Annotated in this window: 19 protein-coding genes; 4 read left to right on the forward strand and 15 right to left on the reverse strand. The window is 35.2% G+C overall.

Translation table 11 applies throughout. The features are described from left to right. Positions 1-154: 154 nt before the first annotated feature. The 11 genes from mnmA to ABYK18_RS07555 form a co-directional block, all read right to left on the reverse strand. The gene (mnmA, locus tag ABYK18_RS07505; RefSeq protein WP_373036044.1) at positions 155-1,186 is read right to left on the reverse strand and encodes a tRNA 2-thiouridine(34) synthase MnmA; all 1,032 of its coding nucleotides are present in this window, start codon (positions 1,184-1,186) and stop codon (positions 155-157) included. A 2-nt stretch (positions 1,187-1,188) separates the two neighbouring features. Next, positions 1,189-1,959, reverse strand: a complete 771-nt coding sequence (locus ABYK18_RS07510) for a TIGR00730 family Rossman fold protein (RefSeq protein ID WP_373036045.1) — start codon at positions 1,957-1,959, stop codon at positions 1,189-1,191. A 1-nt stretch (position 1,960) separates the two neighbouring features. Then, positions 1,961-2,827 carry a flagellar motor switch protein FliY gene (gene fliY, locus ABYK18_RS07515; protein WP_373036046.1) on the reverse strand — a complete coding sequence of 289 codons (867 nt, stop codon included), beginning with the start codon at positions 2,825-2,827 and terminating at the stop codon, positions 1,961-1,963. After that, on the reverse strand, positions 2,820-3,935 hold the full coding sequence (gene fliM / locus ABYK18_RS07520; RefSeq protein ID WP_373036047.1) for a flagellar motor switch protein FliM: 1,116 nt from the start codon (positions 3,933-3,935) through the stop codon (positions 2,820-2,822). The genes fliY and fliM overlap by 8 nt, the downstream gene beginning before the upstream one ends. A gap of 1 nt (position 3,936) precedes the next feature. After that, positions 3,937-4,620, reverse strand: a complete 684-nt coding sequence (locus tag ABYK18_RS07525; protein ID WP_373036048.1) for an RNA polymerase sigma factor FliA — start codon at positions 4,618-4,620, stop codon at positions 3,937-3,939. Further along, positions 4,617-4,952 carry a hypothetical protein gene (locus ABYK18_RS07530; protein ID WP_373036049.1) on the reverse strand — a complete coding sequence of 112 codons (336 nt, stop codon included), beginning with the start codon at positions 4,950-4,952 and terminating at the stop codon, positions 4,617-4,619. The genes ABYK18_RS07525 and ABYK18_RS07530 overlap by 4 nt, the downstream gene beginning before the upstream one ends. Before the next feature lie 21 nt (positions 4,953-4,973). Continuing rightward, positions 4,974-5,849 (reverse strand): P-loop NTPase, encoded by an 876-nt coding sequence (locus tag ABYK18_RS07535; RefSeq protein WP_373036050.1) that lies wholly within the window; start codon positions 5,847-5,849, stop codon positions 4,974-4,976. Next, positions 5,846-7,117 carry a flagellar biosynthesis protein FlhF gene (gene flhF / locus ABYK18_RS07540; RefSeq protein WP_373036051.1) on the reverse strand — a complete coding sequence of 424 codons (1,272 nt, stop codon included), beginning with the start codon at positions 7,115-7,117 and terminating at the stop codon, positions 5,846-5,848. Before flhF ends, ABYK18_RS07535 begins: the two co-directional genes overlap by 4 nt. Continuing rightward, a complete protein-coding gene (gene folK / locus ABYK18_RS07545) occupies positions 7,114-7,602 on the reverse strand; it encodes a 2-amino-4-hydroxy-6-hydroxymethyldihydropteridine diphosphokinase (protein WP_373036052.1) in 489 nt (162 codons plus the stop codon). The genes flhF and folK overlap by 4 nt, the downstream gene beginning before the upstream one ends. Positions 7,603-7,618: 16 nt before the next feature. Further along, positions 7,619-8,101: a type II 3-dehydroquinate dehydratase gene (gene aroQ / locus ABYK18_RS07550; protein ID WP_373036053.1), complete on the reverse strand. Its 483-nt coding sequence runs from the start codon at positions 8,099-8,101 to the stop codon at positions 7,619-7,621. 78 nt (positions 8,102-8,179) lie between these two features. Next, the gene (locus tag ABYK18_RS07555; protein ID WP_373036054.1) at positions 8,180-8,515 is read right to left on the reverse strand and encodes a hypothetical protein; all 336 of its coding nucleotides are present in this window, start codon (positions 8,513-8,515) and stop codon (positions 8,180-8,182) included. A gap of 150 nt (positions 8,516-8,665) precedes the next feature. On the opposite strand from ABYK18_RS07555, the gene ABYK18_RS07560 reads away from it, so the two are divergent. The 4 genes from ABYK18_RS07560 (at position 8,666) to sppA (ending at position 13,314) form a co-directional block, all read left to right on the forward strand. Then, a complete protein-coding gene (locus tag ABYK18_RS07560; protein WP_373036055.1) occupies positions 8,666-10,030 on the forward strand; it encodes an FAD-dependent oxidoreductase in 1,365 nt (454 codons plus the stop codon). Continuing rightward, complete coding sequence (locus ABYK18_RS07565) at positions 10,027-11,157, forward strand: glycosyltransferase (RefSeq protein WP_373036056.1); 1,131 nt, start codon at positions 10,027-10,029, stop codon at positions 11,155-11,157. Before ABYK18_RS07560 ends, ABYK18_RS07565 begins: the two co-directional genes overlap by 4 nt. Before the next feature lie 67 nt (positions 11,158-11,224). Beyond that, positions 11,225-12,445: a metal-dependent hydrolase gene (locus ABYK18_RS07570; RefSeq protein ID WP_373036057.1), complete on the forward strand. Its 1,221-nt coding sequence runs from the start codon at positions 11,225-11,227 to the stop codon at positions 12,443-12,445. Further along, on the forward strand, positions 12,445-13,314 hold the full coding sequence (sppA, locus tag ABYK18_RS07575) for a signal peptide peptidase SppA (protein ID WP_373036058.1): 870 nt from the start codon (positions 12,445-12,447) through the stop codon (positions 13,312-13,314). The genes ABYK18_RS07570 and sppA overlap by 1 nt, the downstream gene beginning before the upstream one ends. A 17-nt stretch (positions 13,315-13,331) precedes the next feature. Here the strand turns inward: sppA and ABYK18_RS07580 are convergent, their stop codons facing one another. The 4 genes from ABYK18_RS07580 to ribD are packed head-to-tail and all read right to left on the reverse strand — an operon-like array spanning position 13,332 to position 16,851. After that, positions 13,332-13,931, reverse strand: coding sequence for an FmdE family protein (locus ABYK18_RS07580; protein ID WP_373036059.1), 600 nt, complete (start codon positions 13,929-13,931; stop codon positions 13,332-13,334). After that, positions 13,928-15,115 (reverse strand): exodeoxyribonuclease VII large subunit, encoded by a 1,188-nt coding sequence (xseA, locus tag ABYK18_RS07585; RefSeq protein ID WP_373036060.1) that lies wholly within the window; start codon positions 15,113-15,115, stop codon positions 13,928-13,930. The genes ABYK18_RS07580 and xseA overlap by 4 nt, the downstream gene beginning before the upstream one ends. A 22-nt stretch (positions 15,116-15,137) precedes the next feature. Further along, on the reverse strand, positions 15,138-15,863 hold the full coding sequence (gene ubiE / locus ABYK18_RS07590; RefSeq protein WP_373036061.1) for a bifunctional demethylmenaquinone methyltransferase/2-methoxy-6-polyprenyl-1,4-benzoquinol methylase UbiE: 726 nt from the start codon (positions 15,861-15,863) through the stop codon (positions 15,138-15,140). 1 nt (position 15,864) lies between these two features. Then, positions 15,865-16,851: a bifunctional diaminohydroxyphosphoribosylaminopyrimidine deaminase/5-amino-6-(5-phosphoribosylamino)uracil reductase RibD gene (gene ribD, locus ABYK18_RS07595; RefSeq protein WP_373036062.1), complete on the reverse strand. Its 987-nt coding sequence runs from the start codon at positions 16,849-16,851 to the stop codon at positions 15,865-15,867.

Genomic DNA, 16,851 nt, shown 5'->3' on the forward strand with positions numbered 1-16,851 from the left:
AAAGCTTCAACTCGAAGTCTCTATTAACCTCTTTTTCAAGGTCTCTTTGTTTGTGGATGGGAATTATAGGAGGATGTTGCTTAGAAGTTTCTTAATAACTGAAGAAGTTTTCGCAAAGTTTGAAAGTTGTTTTTTGTTGTATACAATTTATACCCTAAACTTCACAAATCCATCCACCGCCTATTAGTTTATCATTGTCATAAAATACAGCTGCCTGACCTGTTGCAACACCAAATACACTCTCTTTAAGAGTAACTATAGCTTTGTTGTTTTCTATTTTGACATGACAAGGTACAGCAGTAGTTCTATATCTTAGCTTTACTGTTGTATCGAATTCATCCAAGTCATTAAACATATTAAGATGTTCTAGTATTACACTGTTACATGCAAGTTCATCTTTTTTACCCACTGTGATTTGATTTTTATCAGCATCTATACTTAATACATAATGAGGTTCATGCGCACCTTTTACTGTAAAGCCTTTTCTTTTACCTATAGTGTAATGCATATAGCCTTTGTGCTCTCCGACTACATTGCCGTCTCTATCCAAAACGTCACCGATATTATCAACATTTACATAATCTTTTAAGAGGTCTGTGTATGTAGTCTCAACAAAACATATCTCACTGGATTCGCCCTGAGATGCAAAAGACTCTAACCCTTTAATTGAAGCAGCAAAATCTTTGATATCACTTTTTTTTCTATTTCCCAGAGGAAAAAGCAATTTTGGCAAAATATCTTTTTGAACATAAAAAAGAAAATAGCTTTGATCTTTAGTATCATCATCAGCTTGATAAAAGTATTTTCCGTCTGTTTTTATATAGTGTCCTGTTGCCACATAGTCTGCACCGATTTCATCTGCAAACTTGACCATCTCTCCAAACTTTAGGTTTCTATTACATAAAGCACATGGATTTGGAGTTTTGCCTTTTGCATAAGTGTCAATAAATGGCTGAAAAACTTTTTCATTAAATGTGTCTTGTAAATCTAAAACATGAAGTTTCATTCCGACAAAATCTGCAGCTTTTTGTGCGCGTGCGAGATGTATTTCATGATAACCAGGTTTTGAGTGAAGTTTCATATATAAACCTTCTACATCATAACCATCTTTTTTTAACAGCAAAGCAGCGACTGTTGAATCAACTCCGCCACTCATTCCTACTAATACTTTTTTAGGATTGTTCATATTTATGTGTCTTTATATTTTATATTTTGATTTAATGAAAATTCTGAAAGTGATTTACAGTAACTAGAATCTCCTAAACCAGCCTCTTTAAGAAGTTCAATCTGTCCTAAAAGTGACTGTCCTATCTCTTCTACTACTAGTTTTAAATCATCTGTTAATCTGATTATCTGAAAATCCTCTTCATCTATCATACCATTTTTAACCATCTTAGTCTCAATAAAGTCCATAAGAGGTTTGTAAAAGTCAACACCAACTACAAATACCTTTACTCCGGTTACTTTTCTTGTTTGAATAAGTGTCAACGCCTCAAATAATTCATCTAATGTTCCATATCCACCTGGAAAAATAACGTATGCTATAGAATACTTAACCAACATAACTTTTCTTGAAAAAAAGTAATCAAAACTCAACTCTTTAGTTGTATATGGATTGGGGGTCTGTTCAAAAGAAAGATCGATATTTAAGCCTATAGAATCAACATCGGGATGTTTATGAGCACCTCTGTTGGCCCCTTCCATAATTCCAGGACCGCCGCCAGTCATTATATTGTAACCTCTTGAGCCAAGCATTGATGATAACTTTTGAGCTTTTCTATAGTAAGGATCATTCCTCTTAGTTCTTGCACTGCCAAAAATTGTAACAGTCGGACCTAACTCACCCAGTTCATCGAATCCTTTTACGAAATCGGCAAGTATTTTAAATACACTCCAGACATCGGCTGACTTTATGTCTTTTATGTATTTCTTTGCTAATTCATCTTTATCAGCTCTCACATCATGCCTTAAGTTGAGTTAATCTCTCTCTTTTAGATCCGATAGAAGTTATTTGAACACCAAAATTTCCATCGACAATAACAACTTCTCCTTGTGCTATCACATGATTATCAACCAAGATCTCCAATGGGTCGTTTGCCAGTTGATTTAACTCAATTACAGAACCTATATCCATATTCAAAACATCTTTTAGAAGCATTTTCTTCTTACCTATTCTTACTCGTACAGGTAGTTTGACATCCATAATAAGAGCGATATTATTCATCTCTTCACCACTTAATTTCACATCAGACGTATAATTACTAGTCATAAAAGGTACGCCTTGTGAAAAGCTTTCGTTAGTTTCTTCCGCAGCATTACCGCTGAGAATATTATTAAGCTTTTCATCAAGTATGAACATAAACAGGGAATTTAATTCGCCGATTAAAAATTTATATACATACATTTTACTGTATTCTTCAAGGCTTACTTCTGCATCATCCCCAATAAACTTTATATCTTCAATTTTAAACGAAAGAACAGGTATTTCTTTTTGTGCAGATAAAGAGTTTCCTATAGCTCCAAAAATATTAGAAATTATTTCTTTTGCCGCATCTAAATCATCATCGCTTACATCTTCTCTATCACTCGCATCTTCACCCATCATCATATCAGAAAGTGAAGCAGCCAGATTAGGAGTAAGTGCAACCATAGCCGTAGCTTCAATGTCACCGCTAATACTAAGTTTTGCAAGTACAATTGGAGGAATAATATTTGAGATGATACTTAAATTCTGTTCCTCTTTCAGCTCTAAAGTCGGTGCTTGTCCAACAAGTGCTTCAACTGTACCAATCGTTTCATCTTCAAATAATTTCATAAAATCATTCATCTATTGACTCCTCCTTATTCTTATTCATATTCATACTTTCATTATCCTCTACCATTTCTCTAACGCCGGATATTTTATCATGTCTCATATTTTCAAAATTTTCAAGTGCTCGTTTAACGGCATCTTTTTCTGTATCTATAATCTCTGTAATTTGAATCGATTTTCTAAATCTTCTCAGTCCTATCTCACCTTTAAATCTTTCTTTGCCGTCAATACTAACAGTAACAATATCATCAGCTGCACTTGAGAGTCTTACAACATCACCAATTTGCAATTCTAAAACATCAGTCATAGTAAGCTCAGCGTCTCCAAGATTGGCTTCTACATTTACCTTCGCACCACCAAGTAAAACTTGAAGTTCTGTATTTCTACTTTTTTTAGAACTTGTTTCATTTAACATTAAATCTCTACTTGCCAACTTAGGCAGAATCGGCTCTAACGATATAACAGGATAGCATATATTCATCATACCTGAACTGTGTCCGATTATTATCTCCATAACAACCATAACAACAATCTCATTCTGAGCAACAATCTGGACAACATTTGGACTTGATTCTTTAGACTCTATCGTAGGGTAAATTTCCATAACGGGTCCCCAAGCCTCTTTTAGAGTGCTCATCATAACGCGTAATATAGTCTCAAAAAGGCTTAGTTCTATATCTGAGAACTCTCTGCTGGCATCAAAAGGTTCTCCCTTCCCTCCCAAAAGACGATCTAACATAGGAAAAGCTATAGAAGGATTTATCTCAATTACACCACTGCCTTCTAAAGGTTTTACGGAAAAAACATTAAAACTCGTTGGGTTTGGCAGAGACATTAAAAACTCACCATATGTCATTTGGTCTACTGAGTGTAGTTGAATCTCTACGATTGAACGCATGATAGAAGAAATTTGAGATGCCAGTGAACGTGCCATTTTATCGTGGACACCTCTAAAAGCACGAAGTTGTTCCTTTGAGACCCTGTTTGGTCTCTTAAAATCATAAAGTGTTACCTGTCTTTGCGGAAGCAGATTGTCATCTGAATTCTCTAAGACATCATCACCCTCATCTTCAACGACATCGAGTAAAGCATCAATCTCTTCTTGTGAAAGTATATCTGCCATGTTATGCTCCTACACTCTCTTTAATTTTATAAATAACTGATTTATGAATTTGTGATATTCTGGACTCTGTAATATCCAAAATCTCACTTATCTCTTTAAGTGTCAACTCTTCAAAATAGTAAAATTGAATAATCAACTGTTCCCTTTCATTATAACCTGCCAGAACTTTTTTAATCACATTAACAAGTTCTTCTTTTTCTATCATTGCTAACGCTGCACCTTCATCGCCTACATGAAGCTGGTCATGCAAAGGCATGACCGTATAGATAGTAGATGCTATTCTGGCTTCATGAATTTTATCTTCACTCTCATTCAATATCTCTGCAAGTTGAGCGTCTGTTGGTTCTTCTTCATTTGTTAGTCTATACTCTTCTACAGCATAGTCTATAGCTTTTACCAACTTTCTGCTTGCACGAGACAAGACATCCAAACTTCTCAAATAATCGAGCATTGCACCATAAACTCTTTTTTTTGCATAACCCCAAAAAGAATCGTTCAATTTCTCATCATATCTTCTTGCTAGTTTTATAAGTTCTTCAGTTCCAATAGCAGATAAATCCATATAATCGATAGAGCTTGGAAGTCTTTCTTTGAGTCTAAATGCCATTGCCTTTACGGCAGGCAGATACTGAATAGCCAACTCATCTTCTTTATGCTTTATATCTTGTTCATATGCGGCTATCATGATTTTTGTCCAGGCATCTCTTGAGAATTCATTTTTATTGCGGCATCTGTAATCTTATACACAGAATCAATAAGCTTTTCTCTTTTGTTAATTTCTTTAACAAACAGGTCAAGCTCTCTTTCATGTGCCTCTTTAGGAAAAGAATAAGTCTTTGTAGTTATGGTTCTAAAATACATTGCGATTATTACATGAGAAAAAAGGTAAAAAAATGTGGTAATAAAAAAAGTGTATAAAAGCAATCCTTCTGCATCAAAAGATTTTAGCACACCAAAAATTATTCCGACAAAAAAGCCTTGAACTGTAAAAAAATATACAAAGTTTTCACCTAACATCCGTGTACCCCAAAAATAAGCTTAAAAATGTTCCATTAAGCGTTTAAACAAACCAGTTAATCCACTTTCATTTGAAGTTACCAGCATATTTCGTTCCAATCTAGCCGCTATCTTGTTCGCTATTTCCGTAATATCAGTATATGGTTGAGAGTTTGGATAGGCAACACTAAATAAAGCTCTTCGTTTTATTGAAGAGCTTACTTTAACATCGCTGTTTATCTTACCCATCAGTTGTAAATCTAAATTTCCACCGATATTTGCCAATGCGACTTTACGAATTTTTTCAAAAACAGCTGCCGCTTCTTTTTCATTTTTGACTTGATTCATTATTAGACCAATATCATTTCTCAACGTTGCGACAGTTTTAATGGTTGCATATGCATCTGTAATTGCCGCCGGATCTGGGACTGTGACAACAATCACATCATCTGCCGCATTTAAAAACATTTGAATATGTTCACCTATTCCCGCTCCTGTGTCTATTATCATTACATCAAGTTTATCAAGGACCTGAGCTTCTTCCATAAACCTTTTAAATAGTGCCGCATCTGCATATTTTAATATCTCGTTACCACTCTCTCCAGGAATCAAGATAAGATTTCTTGTTATTGGAATAAGAATATCACTTACGGTAGCTTCACCTTTTAATACATGTAAAATATTTTTCTTAATTTTTACATTAAACATTACGTCCAAGTTTGCCAGACCAATATCAGCATCGAATATGCCCACATTCAAACCACTTTGAGATAGAACATAAGCCAGATTAGAACTTATAGTACTCTTACCAACTCCGCCTTTTCCACTTGTAATAGCAATAAATCTAGTTTTTTTAGATTTTTTTTGAGTATTTGAAGCAATAAGTTCTTCTAACTTTTCAGCCTGATGTCCCATCATGCTTTACTCCTGTTAAAACCGTTTAACAAACAATCTACTAAAAAGTCACTGCTTGCACAAACCAAATCTTCAGGAACTTCCTGTCCTACGGAGAAATAACTTATAGGACTTTTTGTCTCATAAGCAAGTGAAAAGATATTTCCAAATCCCATAGTCTCATCAAGCTTTGTGAACATAACCGTATCTACATTCAGAGTAGAAAAGTTATCATAAGTAAGTTTTAAATCTTCATACTTAATGGAACTAGGCATAACTAAAACAACATCAACTTGATATTCCGTGTCATTAGCTTCCAAGCACTCATAAATCTTCTCTATCTTGCCCTTGTCATACGGGCTTGAACCCATTGTGTCTATAAGTATATAATCACAATATCTCAATGAGTTTAGAGCTGTTGAGAATTCCGGAGGATCTACAACTGTCTCTATTCCAAGTTTCATCATTCTAGCATACTGCATCAACTGCTCAACTGCACCTATACGATAAGTATCTAGGACAACAAGCCCTACTTTATACTTTTTTTGCATCAGATATGAATATCTTGCCGCAAGCTTGGCTATTGAAGTTGTTTTACCGACACCTGTGGGTCCCACAAGCATAATTACCTTTTTGGTCCCTGGAGCAGGTACACTCTCTCTTCTGATAGGTATCATTTTTCTAAGAAGTGTTTGAAAATATCTTTTGACCGTTCCTGAATTTTCTCTCATCTTTGCAGGCATATGTTCCAACGTCATTCTCATAATACCGTCAAGATGCTCTCTATCCATACCGCTTTGTGATGCAAGTCTGTATATTTCAGCAAATTCTGATGGTATTTGATTTTCCATATCAGGCGCTTTTTCATTCCAAAACATATTTTGAATAAGCTTAACTTTGTCACCAAGTTTATTAATCTCTGATTTTATCTCTTTTAGCTCTTTTGGCTCATATGAACTAGGTGCTCTTTTAGGAACTCCATATTCATATAATGGATCCGTAACGTTTGCTATCTCAGATATCTGTGCAGCAGCACTCGAGATATCATAAAGAACATCTTCACTTTCCTGTCTTAAAGGTTTTTGCTGATTCAATGGTTTAGGTTTATTCGGGTAAGTGGCATGAACATCATTACCGTCTATACCTATGACGATTTCATACAAAGCTTCCCTGCCCAATGCTTTTTTGTGAATCTCGCGAGTTTCAATAAGCATGCCATCATCACCTATTTCAAGTTTGGCTTTTTTTAGAGCTTCTGATGGTGTACGACCTGTAAATGTGAGTATTTTCATCTTCTTATATCCATCAATGGAATCATTACACTCTCTCTTTTAAACCAGCTCTTATGCGGTACGTTAAGTCTGTCTGTTTTTATAAATCTATTATCAAAAAAAATGATATCCAAATCTAAAGTCCTGGGAGCATTTGCAAAACTTCTTTTGCGTGCAAATTTTTTCTCTACTCTATGTAGATATTCCAAAAAAGCAAGGGGTTGCATGCTTACTTGGAGTACTATGATTGAATTAAAAAAATCATCTTGGTCCATAAAACCAAACGGAGGATTTTTCAAAATCAACGACGTTTGTAAAAGTTCAACTCTTTTATCTCTTTTAAAAAATGTATAAAGATGCTCAAACCTTCGTTTCACATCTCCTACATTACCGCCTATTCCAACGGTAACTCTATATCTATGAGAACTTTTGGGTATAGATTCAGACCCAAAGCGTAAACCTTTAAAGGTTGTTAAACTATTATTTAGCTTACGTTTTAAGTACATATATACTACTAATTTATTAGTTGGCCGCTGCTTGTTGTTGAGCTTGCATCTCTTGTGCTGCTTTCATTTCATTCATGATTTGAAGCATGCCCATCATTGCTAAATGGTAACCAAAAGGACCGAAACCAACAACAGATGATGTACAAACAGGTGCTATCATATTTTCTTTTCTAAAATCTTCACGACGGTGAATATTGCTTATATGAACTTCGATTGCAGGAAGATTTACAGCTGCAATTGCATCTCTGATAGCTATTGAAGTGTGAGTATATGCTGCAGCATTAATAATAATACCATCAGCATCTCCGTAACACTCTTGAACTTTATCTACGATCTCGCCTTCTAAATTACTCTGAAAAAATTCAATTTCTAAATTGTTTTGAGACGCAAATTCTTTCATTTGTGAATGAATCTGCTCCAATTTCATTGGACCGTATATATGTTGTTCACGAACACCTAGCATATTTAAGTTTGGACCCTGGATAACTACTATTTTCATTTTTTACCTTTTTTGTAAATATTAAGACTTTTAAGGGGTTATTCTATCAAAAGTAATATTAAAAAGAGTTACACTAAATCAATACTGTTCTTTTTTCTCGATTAAATTTCTACAGTCCATTATCATGTCATACAGATCAATTTCTCTACCCGAAAGGCTACACACATTTTTACCTGTAGAATCAACAAAAATAAAAGCTTCAGAATCATGAAATTTTTTATTCATATATTTTGAAAAAATAACATACTCAGCTCCTTCTAACTCGGGCATCGCTTTTGATATACGTTTAAACTTATCGCAACTTTTCACAAGCTTTTTAATAGACAAAACTTCACTTTGCAAACTATTTTTAAGAACATCCGTCAAATCAACAAGTTCTTCTTCAAGGTTTTCAAATTTAATAAACTGACCCATGACAAACTCCTTATTCAAGTGAATCTCTTTTTTATCAATTATATCATATTTATATATTTTCTTCTTAGTAATTTAAGAGTATTTGAATTTATATTATCGTAGTATCATACAGCAATAACAATAAATTATGTAAGATAGTAAGAGGAAATCATGACTCAAAACCATTATAATGTCATCATTGTCGGAGGTGGCGTTTCCGGAGCTGCTCTTTTTTATGAGCTTGGCCGTTATACCAACATAAATAATATATGCCTCTTGGAAAAATATGGTTCTCTAGCTTCATTGAATTCTAACGGGTCAGCAAATTCACAGACTATTCATTGTGGTGATATTGAGACAAACTATACCCTGGAAAAAGCTGCAAAAGTTAAAAGAACAGCAAAAATGGTAGAAAAATATTGCCTTCAACACTCTTATGAGAATAAAGTAATTTTCTCACATCAAAAACTCGCTTTAGGTGTCGGGTATGAAGAAGTAGATTACATAAAAAACCGATATAAAGAGTTCAAGTCCCTCTATCCGTATTTGGAATTTTACACAAAAGAGCAATTAGCTGAGATAGAACCTGCCGTTATATTTGACAAAGACGGCAAAGAACGTCCAGAAGACATAGTAGGAATGGGAGCGCAAGGAGAGTATACAACAGTTGATTTTAAAGCCCTCAGTGATACTTTTATAGATAATACTCTAAAGATAGAAGACAAAGTAACTGATATTTTTTTCAACAATGAAGTTAAACACATTCAAAAGATTGGAAGTACATATCACATACAAACAACTATGAGCCAGTTCACTGCTGATTTTGTTGTTGTAGATGCCGGTGCGCACAGTCTTTATTTGGCACATAGGATGGGTCACGGTCTAGACTATGGATGTCTTCCGATGGCCGGAAGTTTTTATATGGCAAATCGTAAGATTTTAAACGGTAAAGTCTATATGGTTCAAAACCCAAAACTCCCCTTTGCCGCACTTCACGGTGACCCGGATATCTTAGTAAACGGTTTTACAAGATTTGGTCCGACAGCTCTGATGCTACCGAAGCTAGAACGTTTTAAACCCGGTACATATATAGACTTCGTTAAGACTTTAAGGCTTGATTTTACCGTAATTAAAATATTTTATGACCTTTTTAAAGATTCAGATATACGAAATTATGTACTTAAAAACTTTATGTTTGAAGTCCCGTTTATCAACAAAAAACTTTTTCTCCAGGATGCAAGAAAAATAGTCCCTTCTCTCAGCGATGAAGACATCTCTTACGCAAAAGGCTTTGGCGGAGTAAGACCTCAGATTCTGGATAAGAAAAACCAAAAGCTAATGCTTGGTGAAGCTTCTATAAATACCGGTGAAGGTATTATCTTTAATATGACGCCATCACCTGGGGCTACATCTTGTCTTGGCAATGCAGTGCGCGATGTCGAGTCAATATGTGAGTATCTTGGATTTACTTTCAATGAAAAACTTTTTAACGACGAGTTAGTAGAAGAGCAACCTATACACGGAGACGAAGTATGACAACTCAAAATAAAACAAAAAAGAAGCTTTTATATATTACAGATCAGCAGGAATACACTGATCATGGAACTATAGGTCCACTTTTTAACGGTTATCTTAAAGAGTATTATGATGTAAATGTTGTATATTTTACAAAGTTTAAAAATAGTTTTCAGACAAAAGGCACGGACTATGTAGTTCCACAGCAACACAAAAAAGAGATATCCTGCTATATGGATTCCAAAGGTGTTGATTTATCTTCGTATGACTATGTATTTGTTCGTAATAAACCTGATATTTTAAAAAATATTCTTGAAAATAGAAATAAGTATGGGTATAAAGTCGGCTATAGACTATCTTTTCCAAAAAGAGAAGAGGTATATGAAGCTCATAAAGCTAAAAATAATACTACAATTATAGACAGAGCTAAAAACTATTTCCAAAAACAGAGCAAAAAAAATCTTCTTTCTCAATGTGATTTATTCATGCCAACATCTAAAGATATGGAAGATGCTTTTTATGCAAACAGCGGTGTTAGAAGTTTTCCTCTGCCTGCAGGACTTGACCCTGCTAGAATCACTCCTCACCGTCAGTCGGACGGAGATGAATGCTACTTTATATATGTGGGAACCCTTGATACTCTTAGAGAATTTGAAAAAGTCTTGGTTGCTTTTACAAAAGTTCATTCAGATAAATGGCATCTAAATATCTCTACGCTTGATTCAGCCTTTGCAAGAGATGTAATGCAGAAATACCCTTCAATCTCTGATAAAGTCAGTATTATAAAAGCAGATAATCTTGATGAACTTATGGTTCAGATTGATGATTGCGACGTTGGTATTGCCCTGCTTCCCGATATCCCTATCTATTCGACTGCAATACCTGCAAAAGTTATGGACTATTATACTTGTGCAATTCCCACACTCATGACAGACAACCCAAAGAATCGTTCACTTTTTAGTGATTCTGATGCCCTTTTTTGTAAATTTGATGTCGATGATATAGTAGCAAAACTTGAAAAAACAATAGATATGTCACAAGATGAAATTGCTAAAATGGGACATGCGGGGCAAGACAAACTACTTGCCCATAAAAGAAACTACAAAATCATGGCAAAAGAGCTTTATGAAGAACTAAAATCGCTTTAAAGTGATTCTAAAGGAGCTTTTCATCCCTTATTCAATATAATTTGCCACTTTATAATAGAGATAAAAAATGCAGATAATTTCACCAAACTATATACTGACGCCGGATGCCGTACTTTCAGACTTAGCAATTGCTTTTGACAAAACAATACAAAAAATTGCTCCGCTTGATGAGTTAAAAAAAGAGTACCCTGATGCAGAGATAACTGAATTAGAAAAAAACTCACTTGTAATGCCTGGACTGATTAATGCACACGTTCACATAGAGTTTAGTGCAAATAAGACAAGCCTGAGTTACGGTGATTTTATGAACTGGCTCTACAGCGTAATTGAGAACCGTGAAGATCTTATCGGTGGCTGTGATGCTGCTTGTATGGGTAAAGCCATAGATGCTATGCTTGAATCAGGAATCACAACATTTGGTGCAGTAAGTTCACATGGAATGGACTTACAAGCTTGTGCAGATGCTCCCCAAAATGTAGTGTTTTTCAATGAACTTATCGGTTCACAGGCAACTATGGCAGATGCACTCTTTGGTGACTTTATATCAAGACTTGATGCATCTAAAAGCGTAATAAGAGATGGTTTTTATCCGGCTGTCGCTATCCACTCACCATATTCAGTTCATCCGGTTCTGATTAAAAAAGCTCTTGAAATTGTAAAAAATGAGGACCTGAAACTTACAGCTCACTTTATGGAGAGTGAAGCTGAAAGAAACTGGTTAGATTCAAATGAGGGAGACTTTAAAGATTTTTTTGAGAAATTCTTAAAGCAAAACTACGCCGTTAGCGATTCAAAAGAATTTTTAGAACATTTTAACACTCAAAAAACACTTTTAACTCATGTTGTAAAAGCAAATGATGAAGAGTTAAAAACCATTGCTGCAAATGAACATACAGTTATTCACTGTCCTATCTCAAACAGACTTTTAGGAAACGGTGCAATTGATTTGAATGCTCTTGAAGCGCAAAATATCAACTGGGTATGTGCAACAGACGGTCTTAGCTCAAACTATGTGCTGGACCTTTTTGAAGAGATGAAATGTGCTCTTTTTATGCACTCGGAAATGCCTCTGTTAGACTTGGCAAAAAAACTTATTAACAGCGTTACAATAAATGCGGCATCTGCACTTAATCTAAACACAGGTGAAATAGCAGAAGGTAAAAATGCCGATATGCTTGTCTTAGACTTAGATAAAGAACCCAGTGAAGAGTTAGCAATCCATTTAATATTACATAGATATAATATATCTAAAGTTTATATAAACGGAAAAAAAGAAAAAGGTAACTGATGCAATTTTTAAAAAAACTGTTTTCTCCTATAACTGCTACACTAGGTTTTATTCAAAATCATTTCAAAGCTATGATCTTTGTACTGATTTTATTTTTGATCTTTGCTCCTGAGAGTGAGCAAGACCTTACACCGAACAATCTTCAACAAATCAACCTTGTCGGACCTATCATAGATGTATCGGAAGTGGTAGATCAAATAGAAAAAGCCGAGTCTAACAATCACATAAAAGGTGTTTTACTTGTCGTTGATTCTCCAGGCGGTGCTGTTGCTCCATCTATAGAAGTAGCTTATGCCATAAAAAGATTAAGAAACAAAAAACCTGTCGTCGTTTATGCTAAAGGGACTATAGCAAGCGGCAGCTATTATGCGAGCATCTGGGCGAATGAGATTGTAGCAAATCCAGGTTCTATGGTTGGAAGCATAGGTGTTATCATGCAAGGTGCGGATGTGAGTGAACTTATGAACAAGATAGGAATCTCTTCTCAAACCGTTAAAGCCGGTAAGTACAAACAAATCGGAACTCCAGATAGAAAATGGGAACCTTATGAAGTTAATGAGTTAAATAAAGTCATTCAGGGAACTTACGATATGTTTACAAAAGATGTTGCAGATGCAAGAGGACTTGACATTAAAAAAAGAGACCAATTTGCAAACGCACATATCTTTACCGCACAACAAGCTAAAGATGTCGGTCTGGTAGATTCTCTTGGTGTAAGTCACAATGCGAAGATGAAACTCATTTTATTAAGCGGAGTGCAAAATCCTGTTTGGAACAAAGAAGATAAATTTGATAGACTAATGAAGAAACTCACAGCATCTACTGCTGTAACACTTCACACATATTTTCCAGCTATGATTTTAAAATAATTTACTGAGTAGAGGTCTTAAACCTCTACTACTTTTACTACACTCTGAGTATTTTTAAAGATTCTTTTTACTCTGTCTTGCCAAAGTTCACCGAACTCTTTTATCTCAGAAGGTTGAGGCGTTCCACCCATCATCTTTTGCATCAACGGCTGCATATTGGGACTAGGCATTACAGATGAAGGATCATAAATCACGTCAACACTTTTACCATTATCAACTCTGGTAAATCTAGCAGATGAGTTTATGTTAGCATCAAAACTCATCAAAGAGTGTCTAGCAAACTTTCCTGCCAATCCTTTAAAACCACTCTTGTCTGTTGCACCTGTAATCTGAGATACAACATTACTGATAACTCCTGCAACACCATCTTCAAGTGACTCTTTGAACTCTACTTTTATATTACCGCGAATAGCTACTTCACCAGGATAAAGAGCTTTTAAAGCTTCTGCAGTTATAAGATAAGCACCTGCTACAGTTGGGCAACTGTGTCCTGCAGATTTAACAACATCAAGATAATTAAATTCATATTCACCCATTAAAAATACACCTAAAACAGCAGAAAGAGGATCTTTAACTTTTATAACTTCTACTTCATCAAAAAAACTTGGATAACTCATATTATATTTTCCCTTTTAATCACTTTTGCACTTATACTGACTTCATCACTCTGTGCCGTAAATTCATCTCCGACATTAAGTGTAGAGATATCTATTACTTTTGAGTTTTGTGATATTTGTGCAAAACCTTTTTTACTTTTAAATTTTGGATGGTTAGATTCTAACATCTTTTGAAGATTTAAAACTTGATTTTGCGCAACATTAAGCCTCGTAGTTATGGCATGAGAAAAAGACTCTTTTAAAGCTTTTACCTCTTGCATTTTCTGCTCTAATTTTTTTTCTATGGAGTGAGTCGAATATAGACTATACAGATGAGAAAGTTCCTGTTTTGAACTCTGCAGTTTTTGAGATATCAGTTGTGTATGTTGGGATGAGAGTGAATCTAGCGTCTGATATAGTTCATTTGTATCAGGCAGTGTCATTTGCATCGCAGCACTTGGAGTCGGTGCTCTGAGGTCCGAGACAAAATCGCTTATTACCCAGTCTATTTCATGTCCGACTGCTGAGACAATCGGTGTCTTTGCTCTAAAAATCGCATCTGCGACTATCTCTTCATTAAAAGCCCATAAATCTTCGATGCTTCCGCCGCCACGCCCTATGACAATAAAGTCATAATCTCTTGTGTCACTTACGATGATGGCGTTAGCTATTGAAGAAGCTGCGCTTTCTCCCTGGACTAAAACATCATATATATCTATCTCTAAGGCTCTGTATCTAGTGTTGGCAACTCTTAGCATATCTTGCAAGGCTGCTCCGGATGCAGATGTGATTAGTGCTATCTTAGAAGGAAATTTCGGAAGTTGTTTTTTTCTGCTTGGCTCAAAGTAGCCTTGAGATGCAAGCTTTTGTTTTAATTGCTCATAAGCTAAAGCCAAAGCTCCATGACCTGCTGGTTCAATCGAGAAGCAGTTTATCTGGTATTCACCGCGGGGCTTATACAGAGTTATAGCACCGTCTAAAATGACTTTAAGACCCTCTTTTAGTTGAAACTTCAGTTTTGTTGCATTGCCCTTAAACATTACAGCTTTTAAAGTCGATGTGGAGTCTTTTAGCGTGAAGTAAATATGACCGCTGTTATGAAAAGTGATTCGAGAGAGTTCTCCCTCGACAAGAACACGAGAAAAACTGCTCTCTAAAAGAGTTTTAATCTGCTCATTTAGTGATGAAACGTTTAAAACATTCAAAGCTTCACCTTTTGTATAAAAATTATTTTTTTCTAGCTATTAAAAGTGTTGAGATATCCATAGAAAAACTTTTTGTATACAGCATAAGAAAGCCTGCAGCTTCGAGTTCTTTTTGCATATTCTCTACAGTTGAGAAATCTTCTATAGAGTTTGGAAGATACTCATATGCTTCTAGGTTCTTAGAGATAAATCCACCCACTTTAGGCAGTATTTTGTTCATATAAAAATCTCTGATTTTACCAAGAAGAGATGGATTTTCATTTTTCATAAACTCCAATATTACTACAAGTCCGTCTTTTTTCAGGACTCTGTTAAATTCGTCTAAAGCCTCTTTTCTCTCGACAACATTTCTGATACCGTAAGTGATACTTAGAAAATCCGCACTCGCATCTTCGAGAGGAATCTCTGTAGCTTTTGAAATATGATAATTGAATTTAGGGTATTTTTTACGGGCAACATCTACCATTCCAACAGACGGGTCAACCCCTACAATCTCACCGACTGCAATGCCGGACACCTCTGCACGAGAGCGCCAGAAATCCATCATATCACCGGTTCCACAAGCTACATCTACAATCTTGTCAATAGAGTCTTTAGCGTAAAACTTATAAGCCAAATCACAAGCTTTACGTCTCCAGCTTTTATCTACGCCCATGCTCATAACACGATTTGCAGTGTCATAAGTCGGAGCAATATTATCAAACATTGAGACAATTTTTTCTTGTTTTTGTGTTTCTTGTTTTTGCATCTTATTTTTCCCTTTTCATCCACATGATTATATCTTGGTCATCTTGGTCTATATTTAAAATCTCAAATTTTTCTTCATTTTTTTCAAATCCGGCAGTTCCACCCATAGTCGGAGCTAAATAACATAAATAATAATCCACAATATCCTTACTCAGCTCAAACATTTTTGAACTGCCTTCTATCATGATATTTTTATAATTATTTAAACGTGAAAAATTGTCTTCAACAAAGACTTCTCTTTGTTTAACATCAAACAGCGGTATGCTCTTGTCAAACTCTTTTTCTCTTGATATGATCAGAATATCTGGAGCTTTTCCATTGACAAGTCTGGCATCCAGGGTAGGTCTGTCCTCTCTTACTGTATTACCGCCTATAACAAGCAGATCGCAAACATCTCTCATAGCATGAACATTTGTTCTGGATTTTTCAGAGCTGATAATTCCTGCATCTGTAGTGCCGTTTAATCTCTGTGCCCATTTAAAAAAAACAAATTTTTCTTGATTCCAAAGATTAAACGGTGCTATCAACTCTTGTGATTTTTTTTCTTCTATGGAGCTTTGAACATCTGCTCCGCTATTTTTCAGCACATCGTTTCCACCGGATGCCACATCATTGATATCATTAAAACCTACAAATATTTTCTTAATTCCAAGTTCACTGATAAGAGATGCGCAAGATGGTGTTTTTCCTACATGAGAACATGGTTCTAATGTAGTGTAAAGAGATATCTCTTTAAAGCAGTTATTATGGTTTTTTAAAAGAAATGTGTGGATATCACTTGAAGATGTAAGTTTTAATATTTTAGAATCATTTGTTAATTTGAAATATGCACTTTGAAATGCCAAAACTTCGGCATGAGGCTTTCCTGCTTTTTGGTGTGCCTCAATTGCTAGAAGTTCATTGTTTGAACCTACAATTGCACAACCAACTGCAGGGTTTGGATAGGTTAGACCTTGATATTTCCAAGCTTCTTTTAAAGCCAGGTTCAT

The sequence above is a fragment of the Sulfurimonas sp. genome, from assembly GCF_041563495.1.
Taxonomy (GTDB): Bacteria; Campylobacterota; Campylobacteria; order Campylobacterales; family Sulfurimonadaceae; genus Sulfurimonas.